At 70.8% G+C, this 23,895-nt stretch carries 20 protein-coding genes, 1 tRNA gene and 1 riboswitch; of the genes, 15 read left to right on the plus strand and 6 right to left on the minus strand.

What is annotated here, in order from left to right; all coding sequences use genetic code 11:
* The first annotated feature begins 150 nt into the window (after window positions 1-150).
* The 9 genes from ACIA6T_RS27980 (at window position 151) to ACIA6T_RS28020 (ending at window position 11,162) form a co-directional block, all read left to right on the plus strand.
* Window positions 151-1,413, plus strand: a complete 1,263-nt coding sequence (locus ACIA6T_RS27980; protein ID WP_399449247.1) for a cytochrome P450 — start codon at window positions 151-153, stop codon at window positions 1,411-1,413.
* Window positions 1,414-1,616: 203 nt separating this feature from the next.
* Entirely contained in the window at window positions 1,617-2,636 is a 1,020-nt protein-coding gene (locus ACIA6T_RS27985; protein WP_399449248.1) for a transglycosylase family protein, read from the plus strand.
* Window positions 2,637-2,841: 205 nt separating this feature from the next.
* Window positions 2,842-3,010, plus strand: a riboswitch (cyclic di-AMP (ydaO/yuaA leader).
* A gap of 3 nt (window positions 3,011-3,013) precedes the next feature.
* The gene (locus ACIA6T_RS27990; RefSeq protein WP_399449249.1) at window positions 3,014-3,736 is read left to right on the plus strand and encodes a transglycosylase family protein; all 723 of its coding nucleotides are present in this window, start codon (window positions 3,014-3,016) and stop codon (window positions 3,734-3,736) included.
* A gap of 232 nt (window positions 3,737-3,968) precedes the next feature.
* On the plus strand, window positions 3,969-5,258 hold the full coding sequence (gene eno / locus ACIA6T_RS27995) for a phosphopyruvate hydratase (protein WP_399449250.1): 1,290 nt from the start codon (window positions 3,969-3,971) through the stop codon (window positions 5,256-5,258).
* Between the two features lie 165 nt (window positions 5,259-5,423).
* A complete protein-coding gene (locus tag ACIA6T_RS28000) occupies window positions 5,424-5,900 on the plus strand; it encodes a septum formation initiator family protein (protein WP_399449251.1) in 477 nt (158 codons plus the stop codon).
* A 30-nt stretch (window positions 5,901-5,930) separates the two neighbouring features.
* A complete protein-coding gene (locus ACIA6T_RS28005; protein WP_399449252.1) occupies window positions 5,931-6,464 on the plus strand; it encodes a DUF501 domain-containing protein in 534 nt (177 codons plus the stop codon).
* The gene (locus ACIA6T_RS28010) at window positions 6,461-7,402 is read left to right on the plus strand and encodes an exopolyphosphatase (RefSeq protein WP_399449253.1); all 942 of its coding nucleotides are present in this window, start codon (window positions 6,461-6,463) and stop codon (window positions 7,400-7,402) included. Before ACIA6T_RS28005 ends, ACIA6T_RS28010 begins: the two co-directional genes overlap by 4 nt.
* A 442-nt stretch (window positions 7,403-7,844) precedes the next feature.
* Window positions 7,845-9,236: an NAD(P)/FAD-dependent oxidoreductase gene (locus tag ACIA6T_RS28015; protein WP_383454461.1), complete on the plus strand. Its 1,392-nt coding sequence runs from the start codon at window positions 7,845-7,847 to the stop codon at window positions 9,234-9,236.
* 627 nt (window positions 9,237-9,863) lie between these two features.
* Entirely contained in the window at window positions 9,864-11,162 is a 1,299-nt protein-coding gene (locus ACIA6T_RS28020) for a class I SAM-dependent methyltransferase (RefSeq protein WP_399449254.1), read from the plus strand.
* Window positions 11,163-11,310: 148 nt separating this feature from the next.
* Here ACIA6T_RS28020 and ACIA6T_RS28025 read toward each other — a convergent pair whose 3' ends face one another.
* Together ACIA6T_RS28025 and ACIA6T_RS28030 are read right to left on the minus strand one after the other, a co-directional pair.
* Window positions 11,311-13,839, minus strand: a complete 2,529-nt coding sequence (locus ACIA6T_RS28025) for an ABC transporter permease (RefSeq protein WP_399449255.1) — start codon at window positions 13,837-13,839, stop codon at window positions 11,311-11,313.
* A 60-nt stretch (window positions 13,840-13,899) separates the two neighbouring features.
* On the minus strand, window positions 13,900-14,670 hold the full coding sequence (locus ACIA6T_RS28030; RefSeq protein WP_399449256.1) for an ABC transporter ATP-binding protein: 771 nt from the start codon (window positions 14,668-14,670) through the stop codon (window positions 13,900-13,902).
* 389 nt (window positions 14,671-15,059) lie between these two features.
* Here ACIA6T_RS28030 and ACIA6T_RS28035 point away from each other — a divergent pair.
* A tRNA-Leu gene (locus tag ACIA6T_RS28035) sits at window positions 15,060-15,143 on the plus strand.
* 139 nt (window positions 15,144-15,282) lie between these two features.
* On the opposite strand, the gene ACIA6T_RS28040 is transcribed toward ACIA6T_RS28035, so the two are convergent.
* Window positions 15,283-15,984, minus strand: coding sequence for a Crp/Fnr family transcriptional regulator (locus tag ACIA6T_RS28040; protein WP_399449257.1), 702 nt, complete (start codon window positions 15,982-15,984; stop codon window positions 15,283-15,285).
* Window positions 15,985-16,134: 150 nt separating this feature from the next.
* Here ACIA6T_RS28040 and hcp point away from each other — a divergent pair, with 150 nt between their 5' ends.
* The 4 genes from hcp (at window position 16,135) to ACIA6T_RS28060 (ending at window position 20,461) form a co-directional block, all read left to right on the plus strand.
* Entirely contained in the window at window positions 16,135-17,814 is a 1,680-nt protein-coding gene (gene hcp / locus ACIA6T_RS28045; protein ID WP_399449258.1) for a hydroxylamine reductase, read from the plus strand.
* On the plus strand, window positions 17,811-18,905 hold the full coding sequence (locus tag ACIA6T_RS28050; RefSeq protein ID WP_399449259.1) for an FAD-binding oxidoreductase: 1,095 nt from the start codon (window positions 17,811-17,813) through the stop codon (window positions 18,903-18,905). Before hcp ends, ACIA6T_RS28050 begins: the two co-directional genes overlap by 4 nt.
* Before the next feature lie 73 nt (window positions 18,906-18,978).
* The gene (locus tag ACIA6T_RS28055; protein WP_399449260.1) at window positions 18,979-19,377 is read left to right on the plus strand and encodes a hypothetical protein; all 399 of its coding nucleotides are present in this window, start codon (window positions 18,979-18,981) and stop codon (window positions 19,375-19,377) included.
* Between the two features lie 190 nt (window positions 19,378-19,567).
* Window positions 19,568-20,461, plus strand: a complete 894-nt coding sequence (locus ACIA6T_RS28060; RefSeq protein WP_385050284.1) for a Bax inhibitor-1/YccA family protein — start codon at window positions 19,568-19,570, stop codon at window positions 20,459-20,461.
* Window positions 20,462-20,531: 70 nt separating this feature from the next.
* Here ACIA6T_RS28060 and ACIA6T_RS28065 read toward each other — a convergent pair whose 3' ends face one another.
* Window positions 20,532-20,762, minus strand: a complete 231-nt coding sequence (locus ACIA6T_RS28065; protein ID WP_030870003.1) for a DUF4287 domain-containing protein — start codon at window positions 20,760-20,762, stop codon at window positions 20,532-20,534.
* Between the two features lie 102 nt (window positions 20,763-20,864).
* Here ACIA6T_RS28065 and ACIA6T_RS28070 point away from each other — a divergent pair, with 102 nt between their 5' ends.
* Window positions 20,865-21,176, plus strand: a complete 312-nt coding sequence (locus tag ACIA6T_RS28070) for a hypothetical protein (protein WP_399449261.1) — start codon at window positions 20,865-20,867, stop codon at window positions 21,174-21,176.
* A gap of 11 nt (window positions 21,177-21,187) precedes the next feature.
* Here the strand turns inward: ACIA6T_RS28070 and ACIA6T_RS28075 are convergent, their stop codons facing one another.
* Entirely contained in the window at window positions 21,188-21,967 is a 780-nt protein-coding gene (locus ACIA6T_RS28075) for a hypothetical protein (RefSeq protein ID WP_399449262.1), read from the minus strand.
* Between the two features lie 284 nt (window positions 21,968-22,251).
* Entirely contained in the window at window positions 22,252-23,472 is a 1,221-nt protein-coding gene (locus ACIA6T_RS28080) for an acetyl-CoA C-acetyltransferase (RefSeq protein WP_399449263.1), read from the minus strand.
* Between the last annotated feature and the right edge of the window lie 423 nt (window positions 23,473-23,895).

Here is a 23,895-nt window from a genome sequence, read left to right on the forward strand (position 1 = left end):
CCCCAGACCCCCCTTGCGCAGTTCCCCGCGCCCCCAAAGGGGCGCGGGGAACTGCGCGAGCAACCCCGACGCACCCGCGCCCGCCGGACGACCCCAGTCACCCGAGTTCTGCCGCGCCGCGCTCCCTGTCCCGCCCGTTAGGGTCGCCGCATGCATGACCAGCCCACCACTCCCGAACTCTTCACCTGGGAGTTCGCCGCCGATCCCTACCCCGCCTACGCCTGGCTGCGTGAGCATGAGCCCGTGCGCAGGACCCGGTTGCCCAGTGGGGTGGAGGCCTGGCTGGTCACGCGGTACGCCGATGCCAAGCAGACGCTCGCCGACAACCGGCTGTCCAAGAACCCCGCGCACCACGACGAGCCCGCGCACGCCAAGGGCAGGACCGGTATCCCCGGGGAGCGCCAGGCGGAGCTGATGACGCATCTGCTGAACATCGACCCGCCGGACCACACCCGGCTGCGCCGGCTGGTCAGCAAGGCGTTCACCCCGCGCCGGGTCGCCGAGTTCGCGCCCCGGGTGCAGGAGCTCACCGACGGGCTCATCGACCGGTTCGCGGACAGCGGCTCCGCCGACCTCATCCACGAGTTCGCCTTCCCCCTCCCCATCCACGCCATCTGCGACCTGCTCGGTGTCCCGCGCGAGGACCAGGACGACTTCCGGGACTGGGCGGGCATGATGATCCGTCACGGCGGAGGACCGCGCGGCGGGGTCGCCCGGTCCGTGAAGAAGATGCGCGGCTACCTCGCCGAGCTGATCCACCGCAAGCGCGAGGCGCTCCCCGCCGAACCCGCCCCCGGCGAGGACCTCATCTCCGGCCTCATCCGCGCCTCCGACCACGGTGAGCACCTCACCGAGAACGAGGCCGCCGCCATGGCGTTCATCCTGCTGTTCGCCGGCTTCGAGACCACCGTCAACCTCATCGGCAACGGCACCTACGCCCTGCTCACCCACCCCGACCAGCGTGAGCGCCTGCAGGGGGCCCTCGCCGCCGGGGAGCGCGGGCTGCTGGAGACCGGTGTCGAGGAGCTCCTGCGGTACGACGGTCCCGTGGAACTCGCCACCTGGCGGTTCGCCACCGAGCCGGTCACCATCGGCGGGCAGCGCATCGCGGCCGGCGACCCCGTCCTCGTCGTACTCGCCGCCGCGGACCGGGACCCGGAGCGGTTCGCCGACCCGGACGTGCTCGACCTCGGCCGGCGCGACAACCAGCATCTGGGATACGGCCACGGCATCCACTACTGCCTGGGCGCCCCGCTGGCCCGCCTGGAGGGCCAGATCGCGCTCGCCACCCTGCTGACGCGCCTGCCGGACCTGCGGCTCGCGGCGGAACCGGCCGAACTCCGCTGGCGGGGCGGGCTCATCATGCGCGGACTGCGTACGCTCCCGGTGGAGTTCACCCCTCCGCGGAAGTGACGGACCGGGCCGCCGTCCGCTGTGCCCCCGAGCGGACCGGCGCAAACATGACACGCGCTCAACTCTGTGATCTTCACGTGATCTGCGCGGCATGAACTTGTGACAAGTGATCGTCTGCGGATACGTTCACCCATCAAGTGCGGTGCATCGGTTCGGTTTCCGTTCGCCGCGCCGGTCATTGCTGTCTTGCGAAAGGTCTCCGCATGCTCTCCGGGAACGGTCGGCACCGCCGCCCCCGCCAGGCTCCGGCTCTCCTCGTCGCGGCCGGGGTGACCGGCTCCGCCATCGCGATCCCGCTCCTCGGGGCCGGCAGCGCCAGCGCGGCCGACGGCGCGACCTGGGACCGGGTCGCCGAGTGCGAGTCCGGCGGCTCGTGGAGCCAGAACACCGGCAACGGCTACTACGGCGGCCTGCAGTTGACCCAGGACGACTGGGAGAGCTACGGCGGACTGGACTACGCGACCAGCCCCGACCAGGCCAGCCGCGGCCAGCAGATAGCCGTGGCCGAGAGAATCCTCGCCGACCAGGGGGTCGGCGCGTGGCGCACCTGCGGACTGACGGCGGGCCTGAACCAGGACTCGACGTCGGCCGACATCGACACGGGCGTGGCGGGGGACTCGACCTCGGACACGTCCGGCTCCTCCAACTCCTCCAACTCCTCCGCATCATCCGATTCTTCGGACTCCGGTGATTCGTCCGCTTCGCCCTCCCCGTCGGCCTCGTCCGACGCGGAAGGGCCGGAGGACGGCGAGGGTGCGGCCGGTGAATCGGCCAAGTCCGACGAGGCGAGCGGCTCGGACACGGATTCGGACACCGGCTCCGGCGACGGATCCGGCACCTCCCCCTCCGCCTCGGCCACCCCCAAGAGTGACGAGTCGGACAAGTCGGGGCAGACCACCGGTTCTTCCGAAGTCACCGACACCGAGGACACCGGCACGGGCCGCCACCGCGGCGTCACCGCCGAGGAGGGTGTGGTGGAGGACCGTACGTCGGAATCGTCCGGCCGGCATGCCTCGCGCGGCACCGACGCCTCGCGCGATGCCGCCGACGGCTCGTACACCGTGCGCACCGGCGACAGCCTCTCGTCCATCGCCGACTCCCTTGAGCTGGGCGGCGGATGGCGGTCGCTCTACGCCGAGAACGAGCAGGTCGTCGGTGCCGACCCGGACCTCATCCTGCCGGGTCAGGAGCTCGAGGTCGGGGTCGGACCGGACGAGAAGTGACGCCCGAAAGGGACTGGACGCGGCGGCAGTTGGCGTCATGATTCGCGACGAATGTCCGGTTTAAAGACTGTGAGAGATAGGTCTCAGAGGCCCTGATCGTCTTTGAAATTCCGCGGATCGCGTGTCTACGGTCGTGACCGCTCGCCACCGCGGGCCCCGGCTGCCGCCACGCCGAATCCTGCCAGTGGCAGCACGGGAACAGTCGTCGCGTCATGCGCCGTAGGCAGGAGCGGGGGACCCAAGGTAAGCGCCCCTTCCGGTGGTTGACACCGGAGAGGGCTTGGGGTGAAGCCGCGTCCCGCAAGGGGCGCGGCCGGGCAACTCAACCGGCCCGAACCCGACAGCTCACCTCGCAGGCGTCGGTGAGGGGATCCACCATGCTGTTTTCCGGCAAGGGCAAGCACCGTCGTCCGTCCAAGGCCACCCGCGCGATCGCCGTCGCCGGTGTCGCCTCCGCCGCCGTCGCCGCCCCGCTGATGGCGTCCGGCAGCGCCTCCGCCGCCACCGCCTCCGAGTGGGACACCGTCGCCCAGTGCGAGTCCGGCGGCAACTGGTCCATCAACACCGGCAACGGTTACTACGGCGGCCTGCAGTTCTCCGCCTCCACCTGGGCCGCGTACGGCGGCACGCAGTACGCCTCCACCGCCGACCGGGCCAGCAAGGCGCAGCAGATCGAGATCGCCGAGAAGGTCCTCGCGGGCCAGGGCAAGGGCGCCTGGCCGGTCTGCGGCACGGGCCTGTCCAACGCCGCCTACACCGGCTCCTCCTCGAACGGCTCCGGCTCCTCGCAGAGCACCGGTTCCACCGGGACCCGTGAGACCGAGCAGAAGGCCTCCCGCTCCACCGAGCGCCCGGCCGCCGAGCAGAAGACCGAGAAGCAGGTCGAGCGGAAGGCCGAGGAGAAGACCGTCACCACCCCGACCGGCAAGAAGGTCGAGAAGGGCGACGGCGAGTACAAGGTCCTCAAGGGCGACACCCTCAGCTCCATCGCCACCGAGCACGACGTCGAGGGCGGCTGGGCCGAGCTGTTCGAGCTGAACGACGACATCGTCGACGACGCCGACCTCATCTACCCGGGCCAGCAGCTGCACCTCAAGTAAGCGGCTGCCCCCTGCTCCCCGCCCCGGCGCGTCTTCCCCCGTACGCGCCGGGGCGGGGTTTTTGCGGCCGGGTTTCCGGAAACGGCTTTGTTCCATTCGGAAACAATTTACTCTCGGTTCTGTCCACGGGACGGGCGGCCGGATGGCCGATCGCCCGGAGCCGGTTAGGCTCGGACTCGCAAGACCCTCCGGGGTCCTGCCCACCCGCGTCACATCCAAGAAGGAGATGCTCGTGCCGTCCATCGACGTCGTCGTAGCCCGGGAAATCCTGGACTCCCGAGGCAACCCCACGGTCGAGGTCGAGGTCGGCCTCGACGACGGCAGCACGGGTCGTGCCGCCGTCCCGTCCGGCGCCTCCACCGGCGCCTTCGAGGCCATCGAACTCCGTGACGGCGATGCCAACCGTTACCTGGGCAAGGGTGTCGAGAAGGCCGTCCTGGCCGTCATCGAGCAGATCGGCCCGGAACTCGTCGGCTACGACGCCACCGAGCAGCGCCTGATCGACCAGGCGATGTTCGACCTGGACGCCACCGACAACAAGGGCTCCCTCGGCGCCAACGCCATCCTCGGCGTCTCGCTCGCCGTCGCCCACGCCGCCTCCGAGGCCTCCGACCTCCCGCTCTTCCGCTACCTGGGCGGCCCCAACGCGCACCTGCTGCCGGTGCCGATGATGAACATCCTGAACGGCGGCTCGCACGCCGACTCCAACGTGGACATCCAGGAGTTCATGATCGCCCCGATCGGCGCGGAGTCCTTCTCCGAGGCCCTGCGCTGGGGCACCGAGGTCTACCACACCCTGAAGAAGGTCCTGAAGAGCAAGGGCCTGGCCACCGGCCTCGGCGACGAGGGCGGCTTCGCCCCGAACCTCGGCTCCAACCGCGAGGCCCTCGACCTCATCCTCGAGGCGATCAAGGAGGCCGGCTACACCCCCGGCGAGCAGATCGCCCTCGCGCTCGACGTCGCCGCGTCCGAGTTCTACAAGGACGGCTCCTACACCTTCGAGGGCAAGGAGCGCTCCGCCGCCGAGATGACCGAGTACTACGCCGAGCTCGTCGAGGCGTACCCGCTGGTCTCCATCGAGGACCCGCTGTTCGAGGACGACTGGGAGGGCTGGAAGACCATCACCGCCAAGCTCGGTGACAAGGTCCAGCTCGTCGGCGACGACCTGTTCGTCACCAACCCCGAGCGCCTCGCCCGCGGCATCGAGGAGGGCGCCGCCAACGCCCTGCTGGTCAAGGTCAACCAGATCGGCTCGCTGACCGAGACCCTGGACGCCGTCGAGCTGGCCCAGCGCAACGGCTTCAAGTGCATGATGTCCCACCGCTCCGGCGAGACCGAGGACGTCACCATCGCCGACCTGGCCGTCGCCACCAACTGCGGCCAGATCAAGACCGGCGCCCCGGCCCGCTCCGAGCGCGTCGCCAAGTACAACCAGCTGCTGCGCATCGAGGAGATCCTCGACGACGCCGCGGTGTACGCCGGCCGCAGCGCGTTCCCGCGGTTTCGCTCTGCGAACCAGTAGGCACAGCGCTCTGCGGACCAGTAGGCACAGCGCTCTGCGGACCAGTAGGCACAGCAAGGGCTGACCCGCCCCGTAAGAGGCGGCGTCGTACGTACGTCCCCGTACCCGGTCCCGTACCGTGTGCGGGGACGTACGCGCGTATGACGGTGAACGAGAGGCGGGAACATGGCGGTCAAGGACCGGGACCGTTTCTCCACCGCGACCAGGATCCGGCTGATCGGTGAGCAGACCGCGGCCCGGGTCTACCGCTCGCAGACCAAGCGCCAGGCCCGCCGCTCCCGGCTGACCGGCCGGGCCGCGCTGCTCGCCCTGGTGGTCTGCTCCCTGATCGTCGCCCTCGCCTATCCCATGCGGCAGTACGTCTCCCAGCGCGCGGACATCGCCGACCTCCAGCAGGAGCAGGACGAGGCCCGCCGGCGGGTCGAACGGCTGCGCGACATGAAGGCCCGCTGGCAGGACGACGCGTACGCCGAGCAGGAGATCCGCAGGCGGCTGCATTACGTCCTGCCCGGCGAGACCGGCTACGTCGTCATCGACCCGGGTACGGCGAAGCAGTCCCGTACGGATCTCGAAGCCGCCGACCGCCCCTGGTACGCGAACGTCTGGGACGGCGTCGACAAGGCCGACGCCGCCGCCCAGTGACCCCTTATCGAGAGCCGCAGAAAGACACGTATGGACACGCCCCCGCCCACGACCCCCCGCACCGAGCCCACCGACGCGGACGTCGAGGCCTTCAAGCAGCAGCTCGGGCGGCCCCCGCGCGGGCTGCGCGCCATCGCGCACCGCTGCCCCTGCGGACAGCCGGACGTCGTGGAGACCGCGCCGAGGCTGCCCGACGGCACCCCCTTCCCGACGCTCTACTACCTCACCTGCCCGAAGGCGAACTCCGCGATCGGGACGCTGGAGGCGAACGGCGTGATGAAGGAGATGACGGAACGGCTGGCCACCGACCCGGAGTTGGCGGCCGCGTACCGCGCGGCGCACGAGGACTACGTCCGGCGCCGCGACGAGATCGAGGAGCTCGAGAACTTCCCCAGCGCGGGCGGCATGCCCGACCGGGTGAAGTGCTTGCACGTGCTGGTCGCCCACTCGCTGGCCGCGGGCCCCGGCGTCAACCCGCTGGGCGACGAGGCGCTGGCGATGCTGCCCCAGTGGTGGCGCAAGGGCGCCTGCGTGACGCTGCCCGCGAAGGAGGACGGCCAGTGACCCGGGTCGCCGCCATCGACTGCGGTACGAACTCCATCCGGCTGCTGGTGGCCGACGCCGACCCGGAGACCGGTGAACTCACCGATCTGGACCGCCGTATGACGATCGTACGGCTCGGCCAGGGCGTCGACCGTACGGGCCGGCTGGCGCCCGAGGCGCTGGAGCGGACGTTCGCCGCCTGCCGCGAGTACGCGGAGATCATCAAGGAGCACGGCGCGGAGCACCTGCGCTTCGTCGCCACCTCCGCCTCCCGCGACGCCGAGAACCGCGACGAGTTCGTGCGCGGGGTGGTGGACATCCTGGGCGTGGAGCCCGAGGTCATCACCGGTGACCAGGAGGCCGAGTTCTCCTTCACCGGGGCCACCAAGGAGCTGACGGGCCGGACCGATCTGCACCGCCCCTTCCTGGTCGTGGACATCGGCGGCGGCTCGACCGAGTTCGTCGTGGGCGACGACCACGTGCGCGCCGCCCGCTCCGTGGACGTCGGCTGCGTACGGATGACCGAGCGGCACCTGGTGCGGGACGGGGCCGTGACGGACCCGCCGGCCGAGGAGCAGATCGCGGCCATACGGGCCGACATCGAGGCCGCCCTCGACCGCGCCGAGGAGACGGTCCCGCTGCGCGGGGCGCACACCCTGGTCGGCCTGGCCGGCTCGGTCACGACCGTGTCGGCGATCGCCCAGGACCTCCCCGAGTACGACTCCGAGGCCATCCACCACTCCCGCGTCTCCCGCGACCGCGTCCGCGAGATCACCGGGTGGCTGCTGCGCTCCACCCACGCCGAGCGCGCGGCGGTGCCCTCCATGCACCCGGGCCGGGTCGACGTGATCGGCGCCGGGGCCCTGGTCCTTCTGGCGATCATGGAGCGGATCGGCGCGGAGGAGGTCGTGGTGTCGGAGCACGACATCCTCGACGGCATCGCCTGGTCCGTGGCCTAGCCCTCCTTCGCCACTGGTCAGCAGCACTCCGCTGAGCAGTCGGGATGGCGTTTGAGCGGCGTCCGGGGGGCCTTTCGGGCCCCTCGGCGAGGCGCCGCCGGGAAAGTTCGTGAAGTTCTTCACAAGGAATTGGCCCCGGGAGAACGAAGAAGTGATCCCGGTTGACCCATTCGGGCCCTCAACACCCCTTTGAACACGTTCAGAAGGTGGTGGTGGGCGTCCCGTCGGAGATCATCGTACGGGCTCGGCGGCCGGCCTCACGGCGCCGCCCGAGCGGCAGAGAGGCAGCTCACGCGGCATTGACAACGTCCCGCACGGGGTGCCGGTTCCCGTTTCGCGTTGTGATCTGGATCAAGAAGTGCGGGATGGTAACACAGGCCCTGTCGAAGCTTGTGAAGGGGCGCACGAGGTACCCCCCTGAGGCGGGTGGATACTCGATGGCATGAGCACCACGGAGCGTCCCAGGATCCTCGTAGTAGGCGGTGGGTACGTAGGCCTGTACGCAGCTCGGCGCATCCAGAAGAAGATGCGTTACGGCGAGGCGACCGTCACCGTCGTCGACCCGCGGTCGTACATGACCTACCAGCCCTTCCTCCCCGAAGCCGCCGCCGGCAGCATCTCCCCCCGGCACGTCGTCGTCCCGCTGCGGCGCGTGCTTCCCAAGGCGGAGGTCCTCACCGGCCGGGTCACCACCATCGACCAGGACCGCAAGGTCGCCACGATCGCCCCGCTGGTCGGCGAGGCGTACGAGCTGCCCTTCGACTACCTGGTGATCGCGCTCGGCGCGGTCTCCCGCACCTTCCCGATCCCCGGCCTCGCCGAGCAGGGCATCGGCATGAAGGGCATCGAGGAGGCCATCGGCCTGCGCAACCACGTCCTCGAGCAGCTCGACAAGGCCGACTCCACCACGGACGAGGAGATCCGGCGCAAGGCGCTCACCTTCGTCTTCGTGGGCGGCGGCTTCGCCGGCGCGGAGACCATCGGCGAGGTCGAGGACATGGCCCGTGACGCCGCCAAGTACTACAAGAACGTGTCCCGCGAGGACATGCGCTTCGTCCTCGTCGACGCCGCCGACAAGATCCTCCCCGAGGTGGGTCCCAAGCTCGGCAAGTACGGCAAGGAGCACCTCGAGGGCCGCGGCGTCGAGGTCTACCTGTCCACGTCGATGGACTCCTGCGTCGACGGCCACGTCGTGCTGAAGAACGGCCTGGAGGTCGACTCCAACACGATCGTGTGGACGGCGGGCGTCAAGCCGAACCCGGCGCTGTCCCGCTTCGGCCTGCCGCTGGGGCCGCGCGGTCACGTCGACACCGAGCCGACGCTCCAGGTCAAGGGCACCGACTACATCTGGGCCGCGGGCGACAACGCCCAGGTCCCGGACCTCGTGGGCCGCAAGGCCGGCAACGAGAACGCCTGGTGCCCGCCGAACGCCCAGCACGCGCTGCGCCAGGCCAAGGTCCTCGGCGACAACGTGGTCTCCGGCATGCGGGGCTTCCCGCAGAAGGAGTACAGCCACGCCAACAAGGGCGCGGTGGCGGGCCTCGGCCTGCACAAGGGCGTGGCGATGATCGTCATGGGCAAGATGAAGATCAAGCTCAAGGGCCGGCTCGCCTGGTACATGCACCGTGGCTACCACGGCATGGCGATGCCGACCTGGAACCGCAAGATCCGCGTCTTCGCCGACTGGACCCTCGGCATGTTCCTCAAGCGTGAGGTCGTGTCCCTGGGCGCGATCGAGTCGCCGCGCGACGAGTTCTACGAGGCGGCGAAGCCGGCACCCGCACCGGCGGCGGCCAAGCAGGAACCGAAGAAGACCGAGGCCAAGGCTTCCTGACCTCCGGTCACCCTCCGAAGGGGCCACCCGCCATCCGTGGTGCGGGCGGCCCCTTCGGCGTTCCCGAGGGGCCGACGGGGGCCCGCCCATCCATCCGCCCGACCCACCGAGTCGGAAGGCCACCCCCGGGGCTCCGCCCCAGGCCCCGGTTCCGGGTCCGCCCGCCGTCCCGACTCGGTGGGTTGAGAAGCGCCCCTGGGGGTCCACCTCAGGCCCCGGTTCCGGGTCCGCCCGCTGTCCCGACTCGGTGGGTTGAGAAGCGCCCTCCGGGGGCCCGCCCCAGGCCTCGGTTCCGGCCCGCCCGACCCGGTGGGCGAAAGCTTGCCCCGGGGCTTCGCCCCCGGACCTCACCGGTGCTCCGCCCCCGGCCCCACGGGCCCCGCCCGAGTTCCGGGGAGCAACCCCGTCGGGGTGCGTTCTCGGCTCCCGAGTCGGGTGGTGGGTGGGCGAAGGACGGGGGTCCAGGGGGCGGAGCCCCCTGGCAGGGGCGGAGCCCACACGGCTCGCCTCCGCGCGTGCGATCCAGCGTTTTGCCCGGAGATGACGCGCGCCGGGGACTGACGACCCACCCTCAAGTGTTTACGTAAGGAGGACATTCCGGGATTCCCCGTCACGGAGGTGTACACCATGCCGGACGTCGCCTCGCGGCTGAAAGGCCACGTCGAACAGCTGATCAACGCCCCCCTCCCCGTCCGTGTCCGCGCCTGGGACGGATCACAGGCCGGCCCCCCGGACGCCCCCACCCTGGTCGTACGCAACCGCCGGGCCCTGCGCCACCTGCTCCGCAAGCCGGGCGAACTCGGCCTCGCCCGTGCCTGGGTGGCCGGCGACCTCGCCGTCGAGGGCGACCTCTACACCGTCCTCGACCGGCTCGCCGGCTTCGTCTGGGAGCGCGGCGAGGACGCCCGCACCCTCGTCCAGGCCCTGCGCGACCCCGCCTTCCGCTCCGCCGCCCGCGGACTGATCGCCCTCGCGGGCCCCCCGCTGCCGCCCGCCCCGCCCCGCGAGGAGGCCCGCCGTCCCCGCCGCGGCCCGCACACCAGGCACAGCGACCTGCGCGCCGTCAGCCACCACTACGACGTCGGCAACGACTTCTACGAGATCGTCCTCGGCCCGTCCATGGTGTACTCCTGCGCCTACTGGCCCGCCCCGCCCCCGCGGAGCACCCTCGAACAGGCCCAGCACGACAAACTCGAACTCGTCGCCCGCAAGCTCGCCCTGAAACCCGGCCGGCGGCTGCTGGACGTCGGCTGCGGCTGGGGCTCCATGGCCGTCCACGCCGCCCGCGACCACGGCGTGGGCGTCGTCGGCGTCACCCTCTCCCACGAACAGGCCGCGTACGCCCGTAAGCGTGTCGCCGACGAGGGCATGAGCGACCGCGTCGAGATCCGCGTACAGGACTACCGGGACGTCACGGACGGCCCGTACGACGCCGTCTCCTCCATCGGCATGGCCGAACACGTCGGATCCGAGCACTACCTGGAGTACGCCACCACCCTGCACCGGCTCCTCAAGCCGGGCGGACGGCTGCTGAACCACCAGATCGCGCGCCGCCCGCAGCGGGACGAGACGTCGTACCGGGTGGACCCCTTCATCGACGCCTACGTCTTCCCCGACGGCGAACTCGCCCCGCTGGGCACCACGGTGTCCCTGCTGGAACGTTCCGGTTTCGAGGTGCGCGACGTCGAGTCGATCCGCGAGCACTACGCGCTCACCCTGCGCCGCTGGGTGGCGAACCTGGAGGACGACTGGACCCGCGCGGTGTCGCTCGCCGGTCCGGGACGGGCCCGCGTCTGGCTGCTGTACATGGCCGCGTCCGCCCTCGCCTTCGAACGCAACCGCCTCGGCGTCAACCAGGTCCTCGCCGTCAGGACCCCCGAGTCCGGCGCCTCCGCCCTCCCCCTGCGCGCCCGCACCTGGAACTGATCCGCACACGGCGAAGGGCCCCGCTCCACCCGGAACGGGGCCCGCGTCACAGCCTTGGGGGTGTCGTTCGGATCCTGCCGGGGCCGCGGGGGCCGGCACCGCCCACTGGAGCCGGCCTGATCCGAACGACGTCCCCTGGCCGTGGCTCCTACTCGGCCTTGATCGCCTGCAGCATGTTCAGCCGGGCCGCCCGCCGCGCCGGCCACAGCGCCGCCAGCACACCCACCACCGCGGCCAGCAGCAGGAAGACCCCCATCCGGGCCCACGGCAGGACCAGTTCGTACGTCGCCATCCTCGACCCCACCAGCTCACCGGCCGCCCAGCCGAAGAACACGCCCAGGCCGAGGCCGAGCACCGCGCCGAACAGCGAGATCACCAGGGACTCCAGCCGGACCATCCGCTTGATGCCCGTGCGGTCCAGGCCGATCGCCCGCAGCATGCCGATCTCCTGGGAGCGCTCGAACACCGACATCGCCAGCGTGTTGACGACGCCGAGGACCGCCACGATCACCGCCATCGCCAGCAGGCCGTAGACCATGTTCAGGATCAGGGTGAACATCCTCGCGATCTCGTTGGAGAGGTCCTGCTTGTCCTGGACCTTGATCGCCGGGTTGGTGCCGAGGGCCTTCTCCAGCGAGTCCTTCACCGCGTCGGACGCACCGTCGGCGGTCTTCAGCATGACCATCATGTCGGCCGGTTCCGCCTCGTGCGGATCGAGCGTCGCGGTGTCGATCATGATGCCGCTGATCATGTCGTTGGCCTGGTAGACACCGGAGACCGTGAGCTCCTGCTTCTCGTCGTCCTCATAGGTGACGGTGAAGTCCGAACCGGCCTTCCAGCCGTACGACTTCGCGGTGTCCTCGTCCACGACGACCCGCGTGCCGCCGACCTCGAAGGCGCCCTGCACCACCGGGAACTCGGTCAGTTCGCCGATCGTGGCGCCGTTCACGCCGGTCAGGTACTCGTCCTCGCCGTCGACGAGGGCGTACGCGTTGCGCATCGGACTGGTGGCGGTGACGTCGTCGGCCCGCTTCAGTTCCTTTTCGACGTCCGGCGACAGCGGGTGTCCGTTCGCCATGGACACCATGTAGTCCGCCTCGATCGCGGAGGCCGCCATCTTGTCGATGGACTTCTGCAGACTGCCGGCCATCACCGTCATCCCGGTGATCAGGGTGAGCCCGATCATCAGCGCGGACGCGGTGGCGGCGGTACGGCGCGGGTTGCGCACCGAGTTCTGCCGGGCCAGCTTCCCGGAGACCCCGAAGACGCGCAGCACCGGCCCCGCGGCGGCGATCAGCGGGCGGGACAGCAGCGGGGTCAGGACGAAGACACCGATGATCAGCAGGACGGCGCCCAGACCCATCGGGGCCTGGCCGTCGGAGCCCTCCATCGTCGTGGCCGCGAGGACCACCGCGACACCGGCCGCCGAGAACAGCGCGCCCAGCGTGTTGCGCAGCACCAGCGACTTGGTGGTCGCCGCGGCGTGCACCGAGCCCATCGCCGCCACCGGCGGGATCTTCGCGGCCCGGCGGCCGGGCAGCCACGCGGCGAGCATGGTCACCAGGATGCCGACCGCGAACGCGGAGCCGACCGTGCCCGGGCTGATCACCAGGGGCCCGTCGGGCATGGGCGCGTCCAGCGTCCCCATCAGGGAGCGCAGCCCCGCGCCGATGCCGACACCGGCGACGAGTCCGGCGACGGCGGCGACCGCGCCGACCACGAACGCCTCGATCAGCACCGACCGCGTGACCTGACGCCGGGAGGCGCCGACCGCGCGCATCAGGGCCAGCTCCTTGGTGCGCTGGGCGATCAGCATGGTGAAGGTGTTGGCGATGATGAACGTCCCGACGAACAGCGAGATCCCGGCGAACACCAGCAGGCCCTGCTTCAGGCCGCCCATCGAGGCGGCGATCGCCTCCGCCTGGTCCTCGGCGAGCTGCGTGCCCGTCGTGGTCTCCACGACGTCGGACGGCAGCGCCTTCTCCAGCTGGGCCCGCAGCGCGGTGTCGCTGACGCCGTCCTTCGCCTTGACGGCGATCTCGTCGAAGGTGCCCGGCTTGCCGAACAGCTTCTGCGCGGTCGCCGTGTCGAACAGGGTGAGGCTGCCGCCGGCCGCGACATTGCCGTCGTCGGTGGTGAAGATGCCGGTGATCTCCGGCTCCAGGACGGGCCCGTCGACCGACATCCTCACCTTGTCGCCGACCTTGTAACCGGCCCGCTTCGCGGTCTCGGAGTCGATGAGGACCTCGCCCTCACCCTTCGGCGCACGCCCGTCGGCCAGCGGGTACCGGGGGTCCTCGGTGCCCCAGTAGTTGCCGCCCTGCGACTGGAAGCCGTCGCCGAGCAGCTTGCCGTCCTTGTCGGCGAGCGCGGTGAAGCCCTGGACGGTGCCGATGGCCTGCGCGGCGCCGGGCACGGCGGCGCTGTCGTCGACCAGTTCGCGGGTCAGCTCCCGGTACTCGCCGACCTTGTCGCCCTCCGCCTCCTTCCACTGGGGGGTGACGGCGACGTCGACGTGGTCGAATCCCTTGGCGGACTGCTTCTGCAGGGCGTCGGAGAGGCTGTTGGTGAAGACCAGGGTCCCCGACACGAAGGCCACGCCGAGCATCACGGCGAGCACGGTCATCAGGAGCCGGGCCTTGTGCGCGAGCACATTGCGCAAGGCGGTACGGAACATGGAAGTCTTCTCGAGTCCAGACGTACGGAGGAGGGGCGGGCGGGGGAGCGGGCGGGGGCGTCAGCTGGTGCGGCCCTTGGCGTCGAACCGCTTCATGCGGTCGAGCACCGAGTCGGCCGTCGGCCCGTGCACCTCGTCCACGATCCGGCCGTCGGCGAGGAAGACGACGCGGTCCGCGTAGGCGGCGGCGACCGGGTCGTGCGTCACCATGACCACCGTCTGCCCCAGCTCGCGCACGGAGTTGCGCAGGAAGCCCAGCACCTCGGCGCCGGAACGGGAGTCGAGGTTTCCGGTGGGCTCGTCGCCGAAGATGATGTCCGGCTTGGACGCCAGCGCCCGCGCCACCGCGACCCGCTGCTGCTGACCGCCGGAGAGCTGTGAGGGCCGGTGGCTCAGCCGGTCCGACAGGCCGACCATCCGGATCACGGTGTCCAGCCACTCCTTGTCCGGCTTGCGGCCCGCGATGTCCATCGGGAGGGTGATGTTCTCCAGCGCGGACAGCGTCGGCAGCAGGTTGAACGCCTGGAAGATGAAGCCGATCTTGTCCCGGCGCAACCTGGTGAGCTGCTTGTCCTTCAGCGAGCCCAGTTCGGTCTCACCGATGCGGACGGAACCGGAGGAGAAGGTGTCGAGGCCGGCCACGCAGTGCATCAGCGTGGACTTGCCGGACCCGGACGGGCCCATGATCGCGGTGAACTCGGCCTGCCGGAAGGCGACGGAGACCCGGTCCAGGGCGACCACCTGGGTCTCGCCCTGGCCGTAGATCTTCGAAAGCTCCGTGGCGCGCGCGGCCACGGCGGTGGTCCGGTCGGCGAGGGGTGCGGTGGTCACGGGATGGACGCTCCTGTCGGGACGGTGTGTTCTCGGGGACGTCGTCCATCGTTGCGCCGCTTCGCCGCCGTGTAGTCAGCCGCTGCTCCGGTTCCGGGGGGCGACTCGGGAGGGACCACCGGGCGCGGCGTCATACCTGGGGATGACGGCGGCCCCTGAGCAGGGGTGCGTGGAACGGGTGGAGCGCCCTTGTTCGGACGGTGAAATTCCGTCATTCCGCGTGCGTGACGGAACGTCACACGCAAGGCTGTTGGCACGTGCTGACGGCGAGTTCGCAGTGCTGATGCACCCTCAGGCGCCAATAAAATAAGACAAGATCGGTTCATCCCGCCGCTGTCGACGGGAGGGCCACCGATAGGCTCGGAACCGCGAAGCGGAGCCCACGGCCTGCCCGGATGGTGGAATGCAGACACGGCGAGCTTAAACCTCGCTGCCCCTCAGCGGGCGTGCCGGTTCGAGTCCGGCTCCGGGCACTTCTTCGACCACGGCGCTCGACCGGCCGGCACGGCCGGGTGCGCCGTCACCCGTTCGTGTCACCGGCGCACCGCTGTGTCACCGGCGCACCGCGTGCGAGGGCGGGACCGTACCGCGTGCGAGGGCGGGACCCGCGCCTCAGATCAGGCCCGTGATGTCCGGGGCGTCCAGGTCGACGAGGACGATGGTGCGGCCGTTCATCCGGATCGCGCCCGCGTCCGTCAGCCGCCGCAGGATGCGGGAGAACGTCTCGGGCTTGAGGCTGAGCCGGGACGCGATGACGTTCTTGGAGGCGGGGAGGGTGACCACGGCCGGGGCCGGGCGGGGAGCCGGGCAGGTCTCCTCGGCGAGCCGGCGCAGCAGGTCGAGGACGCGTTCGGTCCCGCTGTGCAGGGCGTACTGCTCGATGTCCATGACGAAGTGCTGGAGGCGGATGGCGAGCCCGGCGGCCATCTGGAGCGCGAATCCCGACCGGTTGTCGGCGAGTTCGAGCACGGGGGCGAAGGGCACGGACAGCAGGAGGCAGTCGGAGAGCGCGACGGCGCTGACGGGGTAGGGGTCGCCGGTGAACAGCAGGGCCTCACCGAACGTCTGGCCCGGGGCGACGATGGAGATCACCTTCTCTCCACCGAACGCCGCGGAGACGGCCAGCTGGACCTGTCCCGTGATGAGGCAGTAGAACGCCCCCGGCCGGGTGCCCGCCTCCACCACCACCTGTCCCTTGGCCGCCGGGAAGGTCCGGGTGAAGGCGGCCAGGTGGGTCAGGCTTTCCGCGTCCAGCTGGTTGAAGAGCGGTATCGAGCGGAGCAGACTGCGGGGTGACTCCCGACGGAGGGCCATGCTCCGGATCCTATCGTCCGTGAAATCTCCGCCGAATTGACCTGCGTCAAGGCAACTCCGCTGCTTCTTTCCTACGTTGATCGCGCCGGCGGGAGCCAGGGCCGGTGGCCACGGCCTGCCGCGTGAGCGATCGGAAGAGGAGACAGCCCCATGGCGCATGACATGTTCTGCTACCAGTGCGAACAGACGGACCGTACCGGCGGTACGGTCGGCTGCACGGTCAAGGGGAACTGCGGCAAGGACGCCACCACCGCCGCCCTGCAGGATCTGCTGATCCATGTCTGCAAGGGCATCTCCCAGCACGCGCGGGCCGCCGCCGAGCGGGGTGTCGAGCTGGACCGGGAGGCTGCCGCCTTCGTCGTTCACGGCATGTTCTCCACGCTCACCAACGTCAACTTCAACGCCACCCGGTTCGTGAAGATGATCCACGAGGGCGCCGCGCTCCGGGACCGGGTCCGGGCCGCGCACGAGCAGGCGGCCCGGGAGGCCGGCGAGGAGCCGGCCGTGCTGGACGGTCCGGCCGCGTTCCGGCCCGCCGCCAAGGTCGACGACCTGCTCCGGCAGGCGCCGGAGGCCGGCATCCTGGTGGACGACGAGGAACTGGGCGCCGACATCACGGGACTGCGCGCCTTCGTCCTCTACTCCCTCAAGGGAGTGTGCGCCTACGCCCACCACGCCCGTGTCGTCGACTACCGGAGCGACGAGGTCGACAGCGAGATCGAGGAACACCTCGCCTATCTGGCGGACGGCCCGAGCGACCGGGAGGAACTGCTGCAACGGATCCTCGCGGTCGGCTCCACCAACCTCAAGGTGATGGAGCTGCTGGACGGCGCCAACACCGGTACGTTCGGGACGCCGCGCCCCACGAAGGTCAAGGTCTCCGCCGTCCGGGGCAAGGCCGTCCTGGTCAGCGGCCACGGCTTCGACGAACTGCTGGAGATCCTCGAGCAGACCGAGGGCACCGGCATCCAGGTCTACACCCACGGCGAGATGCTCCCCGCCCACTCCTACCCGGAGCTGAACAGGTACGAGCACCTGGCCGGCAACTACGGCGGCGCGTGGCAGGACCAGCAGCAGGACTTCGCGGCGTTCCCCGGACCGATCGTGATGACCTCGAACTGTCTGATCGAACCGCTGCCCGCCTACAGGACCCGCACCTTCACCACCGGCCCGGTCGGCTGGCCGGGGGTGCGGCACATCGACGACTACGACTTCAAGGGAGTCGTACGCGCCGCCAAGGGCACCCCCGGCTTCCCGGCGGACGAACCGGAGAAGGAGATCACCATCGGCTACGGCCGCCGGGCCCTGCTGGAGATCGGTGACGACATCGTCGGCGCCATCGGGTCGGGCGACATCCGGCACATGTTCCTGATCGGCGGCTGTGACGGCACCGCCCCCGGCCGTGACTACTACACGGAACTGGCCATGAACACCCCGGCGGAATCCGTGATCCTCACGCTGGGCTGCAACAAGTACCGGTTCAACCGGCTCACCCACGGCACCACACCGGGCGGTCTGCCCCGGCTGCTCGACGTCGGCCAGTGCAACGACGCCTACTCCGCGATCCGGGTCGCCGAGACCCTGGCCACGGCGATGGACCGCACGGTCGACGACCTGCCGCTCACCCTGGTGCTCGCCTGGTTCGAGCAGAAGGCGCTGGCGATCCTGACCACCGTGCTCCATCTCGGCCTGCGCAACGTCCGCACCGGCCCGAGCGTGCCGGCGTTCGTCACCGAACCGGTGTGGGACCTGCTGTCCGAGCGTTTCGGCCTGCGCACCAGCCAGAGCGCCGAGCAGGACCTCGCCGACGCGCTGGGAGCGGCCCGATGACCGCCGTGCCGACCCCGGAACCGACGCCCGCCGCACCCGACGGGTACCCGCTGACCATGACCACCCTCGACGGGGAGGTCATCGGGGCGACCGCCGCCGAGGGACAGTCCGTCCTGGACGCGGCCGCGGACGCCGGATACCTGCTGCCCGCGCTGTGCCGGAAGGGGACGTGCGGTGCCTGCGTGGCCACGGTCGTCGACGGCGAGTTCACGCTCGGCGACCACAGCGAACTCGCGCTGAGCCCGGAGCGGGCGGCGTCCGGCGGCGCCCTGCTGTGCCGCACCTACGCCGGCAGCCCGTTGACGATCTCGCTGCCGTACGAGCGTTCCCGCGTGCTGACCGGGACCATCTCCGTGTGCTCCGCCACCGTGGCCGCCATCGACCGGTGCACGCATGACGTCGTACGCCTTCTGCTCCGGCTGGACGACGACCCCGAGCACGGCGGGACCGCCGAGTTCGAACCCGGCCAGTTCGCCCAGCTGCAGATCCCGGGGGAGGACGAGACCCGCGCGTACTCCTACTCCAACGCCCCCAACTGGGACGGTGAACTGGAGTTCTACGTCCGTCTGCGCGAGGGCGGCCACTTCTCCACCTGGCTGGACCACACGGCGAGGACCGGGGACACGCTGACCGTGCACGGCCCCCAGGGAGCCTTCGGCCTCGTCGAGACCGGGCCGCGGCCCCGCTGGTTCGTCGCGGGCGGCACGGGGGTCTCGCCCCTGTTCTCCATGGCCCGCCGCATGGCCGAGTTCCAGGAGCCGCACGCGCTGCGGTTCTATCTGGGGGTGGGCGGCGAGGACGACATCTTCGGCGAGGACGTCCTGGCCGAGGTCGGCGGAGAACTGGCGGACTTCTCGGTACAGCTGTGCGTGAACCGGCCGTGCGAACGCACGGACGTCCGCGCCGGCGGCCCCGTGACCGCCCTCGCCGAGGACCTCGCGGACCTCCGGAAACGCGACGAGGAGCTGCCCGACCTCTATGTGTGCGGCCCGCCGGGCATGATCGACGCGGTCGAGAAGGTCGCCCAGGAGGCGGGTGTCCCGATCACGCGGATCCTGAGCGAGAAGTTCTCGGTCTCCACCACCGCCTGATCCTCCCCCCGCCGCCCGCGGCACCCGAGTGCGCGTACCCGGGTGCCGCGGAGGAGCTTGAGCAGGAGCGCGTATGCCGGCCGGGGCGGCGGGGCGGCCCCTGCTCGTGCGGGGCCTGACGGACGTCGTCCAGGTGGCCTGCGGACCGGACGTGGCCTGCGCCCCCGACCGGGACGGCACCGTGCGGGCCCGGAGGGCGGGGCGCGAGCGGCGCCCTCGGCGACGGGACCGCTCGGACCACACCTCCGCGCGACCGGTTTGGGTGAACGGGCTGCCCGGGATCCGCCGGATCGCGGCCCACGGACTCACCGGGTACGCCATCGACCCCTCCGGCGGGCCGCGGGCCCGGGGCTCCGGGCCGGCCCTCGGCGACCACGCCCCACGGACCGTCCGGCCGGTGCGCGTCCCGCTGTCCGGGCCCGCCCTGGACGTCTCCGGCCACCACGCGGTCGTCGGGGAGGTGAACGGATGATCTCCGGCCGGTTCCGGGGAGGTACCGGGTCGGTCATGGTTCGGTTCCTCACAGTGAAGGGAATCACCCGGCCGCGTAGCGTGTTGCGCAGCACAACGAGGGAAAGATCCTCCCCAAGCATTAGGGTCATTCCTTTGCCTACCTATTACTCTTGAGCCAAGGCCGCGCCGTGTGGCCATGGAGGAGTGAAATGAGGAGCAGTAACCCGGTCTTCTCGCGACGGGGGTTCGGCCGCGACAACGGCTACGCGGGCTTCAACACCGCGCCGCAGGCCGGGGGTCCCGCTGTCGCCACGCAGGCCAACCCGTACGCACAGCCGACGGGCAACCCGTACGCCCAGAACCCCTACGCGCAGCAGGACCTGCAGTACGGCGCGCCGCCGCAGGCGCCGGCCACCACCGGCCGGATGACCATCGACGACGTCGTCATGCGCACGGGCACCACGCTCGGCGTGCTCATCGTCACCGCGGCGCTCTCCTGGGCGCTGCTGCCGGTCGACGACGCCAACATCAGCCGGTCCTACGGCATCGGCATCGGCGCCGCGCTGATCGGCATGGTCCTGGCGTTCGTGCAGGCCTTCAAGCGCAAGGCCTCGCCGGCGCTGATCCTGACGTACGCCGCGTTCGAGGGCGTCTTCCTCGGCGTGATCTCCAGCATCGTCGACAACCGCATCGCCGACGGTGCGGCCATGCAGGCCGTGATCGGCACCATGGCGGTCTTCGCCGGTGTGCTGGTGGCCTACAAGGCCGGCTGGATCCGCGTCAACCGCCGCTTCTACGGCTTCGTGATGGCGGCCGCGCTCGGCTTCATCCTGCTGATGGCCGTGAACCTGCTGTTCGCGGTGTTCGGCGGCGGTGACGGCCTCGGCTTCCGCAGCGGCGCGCTCGGTGTCGTCTTCGGCGTCATCGGCATCATCCTCGGCGCCTGCTTCCTCGCCCTGGACTTCAAGCAGGTCGAGGACGGCATCGCCTACGGTGCCCCGCGCGAGGAGGCCTGGCTCGCCGCCTTCGGCCTCACGATGACGCTGGTGTGGATCTACATGGAGTTCCTGCGGCTCATCTCGATCCTCAACAGCAGCGACTGACAGCGGTCACCGGTCGTACGGACAAGGGCCCCGGGTTCTCACCCGGGGCCCTTCGTCGTGGCGGCACGCGCTAGAGCAGTTTGCGCGCGGCCCTCCTCAGGTCGTACTCGTGGACGATCGCCTTGGCGTGGCCGTACGCCAGGTCGTACTCGTGCCGGAGCCAGCTGACCTTCTCCTCGAAGCGGAAGAGCGCCGGGCCTTCTTCGACGGTGCGCAGCCAGTCGGAGATCTCACGACCGGTGCAGTGGGGGATGCGGGCGAGCATGTTGCGGTGGGTCTCCTCGGAGAGGACGTGGGACATCGGCGCCTCCGGACGTATGGGATGTAAGCCGGTCCTTCAGGTCACCGTGCCCGAGCCGTCGCCCGTTGGCAACAGTCCCGCCACGCCGCGTACGCTCGCCGCGTGGTTGATACGACGCCCTTCACCCGTGCCGTGGATCATTTCGCCGACCGTCTGCGGGCCGCGCCGCAGAGCAGGCTGCAGCGGGGAGGAGCGGCCGAGGCGCTCGCCCTGGCCAGGGAGTTGGCGCGGCGCGCCCAGCTCGTCGAGGAGCCGGGCACCGAGCCCCGCGAGATGCCCGACGCGGGCATGTTCGCCGCCGCCGACCAGATCACCGTCGCCGGCCACGACCTGGCGCTCGTACTGAAGGACGAGGACGAGGTCGGGGAGGCCGTACGGCTGGTGGAGGAGGCGCGCGAGCGCGCCGGGGTGTAGGCGATCCGGGGCTAGAGGGACGCGATGACGCGGTCCGCCAGGATGTAGACGCTCTCCTCGCCGCAGGAGAACGTCAGCGTGTACGCCCCCGAGACGCCGGAACCGCCCAGCAGGAACGGGGTCTCGCCCGAGCGGAGGGCCGCCGCCAGCCGCTCGGCGGTCTCGCGGTGGCCCGGCGTCATGCACAGCGTCGTCCCGTCGGCGAAGACGTAGACGTCGAGGGTGCCCAGCGGGCCCGGACGGACGTCGGTCAGCTCGGTCCGGGCGGCGGCCAGCTCCTCCAGGACGGTCACCGTGCGCTCGTGGTCGTTCACGACCGGCGAGGGGTTCGGCACGAAGTCCGGGTGCGAGGGGTGACGGCGGCGGGCCGCGGCCAGCTCCGGGGAGTCCCCGGAGTACTCCTCGGCGTCCGCGCCCGGCTCGCCCACCGGCTCCAGACCCACGAAATCGGCCTGCCGGGGCAGGAACAGCTCGCTGTCGGCCAGACCCAGCAGGGACGGCGCGTCGGAGGCGTCACGCGCCTCCTGGGCGGCCCAGAAGGCCCGTGCCTCGGCGAGCTCGCGCTCCCGCTCCTCGGCGAGCGCCTCCGCCACGGCGGCGCGTATCTCGTCGGTGCCGGCCGTGCGGGCGGGGGGAACGTGCGCGCGCGTGGTCGCGGCGCCGTTCCCGGCCAGCGCGGTGTGCAGGGCAGCGACCTGTCGGCGCAGCACCATGATGCTGCGCAGGACAGCGACGCCCACGGCGCCGGTGGCGGCCGTGGTGATCAGCAGGGCGATCGGCATGGCGCTCACTGACGTACTCCCGGTTCAAAGTCGACCCCCGACTTCCTACATCAGCTTGAAGGGTGGACTAACCATCTGTCAGTGCGTAACGTCACGAAACGGACAGGCCTTTGGAGGTGCACCCGCGAGGGGCTCGGCCCTGACCTGCGCGAATCCCCGCGGCAGGGGAGATAGGTCACATCCTGGGGGAGATTGGATCACGAACAGGCCCGGGCCTCGGAGATTCCCGAGACCCGGGCCATGGCTTCACCGAACGTACCGCGACGGCTACGGTGCGCCCGCGGTACGGGGGTTCAGCTGAGGCGCTCGATGACCATCGCCATGCCCTGGCCGCCGCCGACGCACATCGTCTCCAGGCCGAACTGCTTGTCGTGGAACTGGAGGGAGTTGATCAGCGTGCCGGTGATGCGGGCGCCGGTCATGCCGAAGGGGTGGCCGACGGCGATGGCGCCGCCGTTGACGTTCAGCTTCTCCAGCGGGATGCCGAGGTCGCGGTAGGAGGGGATCACCTGGGCGGCGAATGCCTCGTTGATCTCGACCAGGTCGATGTCGTCGATGGTGAGGCCGGCGCGGCCCAGCGCCTGCTTGCTCGCCTCGACCGGGCCGAGGCCCATGATCTCGGGGGAGAGGCCGGAGACGCCGGTGGAGACGATCCGGGCGAGCGGGGTGAGGCCGAGTTCGCGGGCCTTGGTGTCGCTCATGATGACGAGCGCGGCGGCGCCGTCGTTGAGCGGGCAGCAGTTGCCGGCGGTGACCAGCCCGTCGGGGCGGAAGACCGGCTTGAGGCCCTGGACGCCCTCCATGGTGACGCCGGCGCGGGGACCGTCGTCCTTGCCGACCACCGTGCCGTCGGGGAGGGTCACCGGGGTGATCTCGCGCTCCCAGAAGCCGTTCTTGATGGCCTCCTCGGCGAGGTTCTGCGAGCGGACGCCGAACTCGTCCATGTCCTGGCGGGTGACGCCCTTGAGGCGGGCCAGGTTCTCGGCGGTCTGGCCCATCGCGATGTACGGGTCGGGGACGAGGCCGTCCTCGCGCGGGTCGTGCCAGGTGGAGCCCTCCGACTCGGCGACGGCGGCGGTACGGGCCTCGGCCTCGGCGAACAGCGGGTTGCGGGTGTCCGGGAGGCTGTCGGAGTTGCCCTTGACGAAGCGGGAGACCGTCTCGACGCCGGCCGAGATGAACACGTCGCCCTCGCCGGCCCTGATGGCGTGCAGGGCCATGCGGGAGGTCTGCAGCGAGGAGGAGCAGTAGCGGGTGATGGTGCAGCCGGGGAGGTGGTCCATCCCCATCTGTACGGCGACCACACGGCCGAGGTTGTTGCCCTGCTCGCCGCCGGGGAGGCCGCAGCCGAGCATCAGGTCGTCGATGTCCCTCGGGTCCAGCTCGGGGACCTTGGCGAGGGCGGCCTGGATGATCGTGGCGGTCAGGTCGTCCGGGCGCAGGTCCTTCAGGGAGCCCTTGAAGGCGCGGCCGATGGGGGAGCGGGCGGCGGAAACGATCACGGCTTCGGGCATCACGGCTCCAGAGGGAAGGGGCGGCGCGTAGCGCCTCGTTGAGGGGCGACGGTCGGGCGACGGGTGGGAATACCGGTTGGTCGGTGCGGGGCTCCTTGGGAAGTTACCCGGACGTATGGGCGGGGTCACGGGTGACGCGATGTGACATGGACCGCAACTGTCTAAGCGCTTGCTTTCCACCGCCCTCTCTGCAGCCACGTCCCCTCCGCGGGTACGCTCCCGTCCTCCGCGGGCGCTCACCCCACCCCTCCGCAGGCAGTCGTGCCGCCCCAGCGGTGCGGCTGCCCGTAGCTACGGGGTGCGGCGGTGCGGCTGCCCGTAGCTAAGGGGTGCGGCGGTGCGGCTGCCCGTAGCTAAGGGGTGCGGCGGTGCGGCTGCCCGTAGCTAAGGGGTGCGGCGGTGCGGCTGCCCGTAGCTAAGGGG

This window comes from Streptomyces sp. NPDC051740, assembly GCF_044453165.1.
In the GTDB taxonomy this organism is placed as follows: domain Bacteria; phylum Actinomycetota; class Actinomycetes; order Streptomycetales; family Streptomycetaceae; genus Streptomyces; species Streptomyces atrovirens.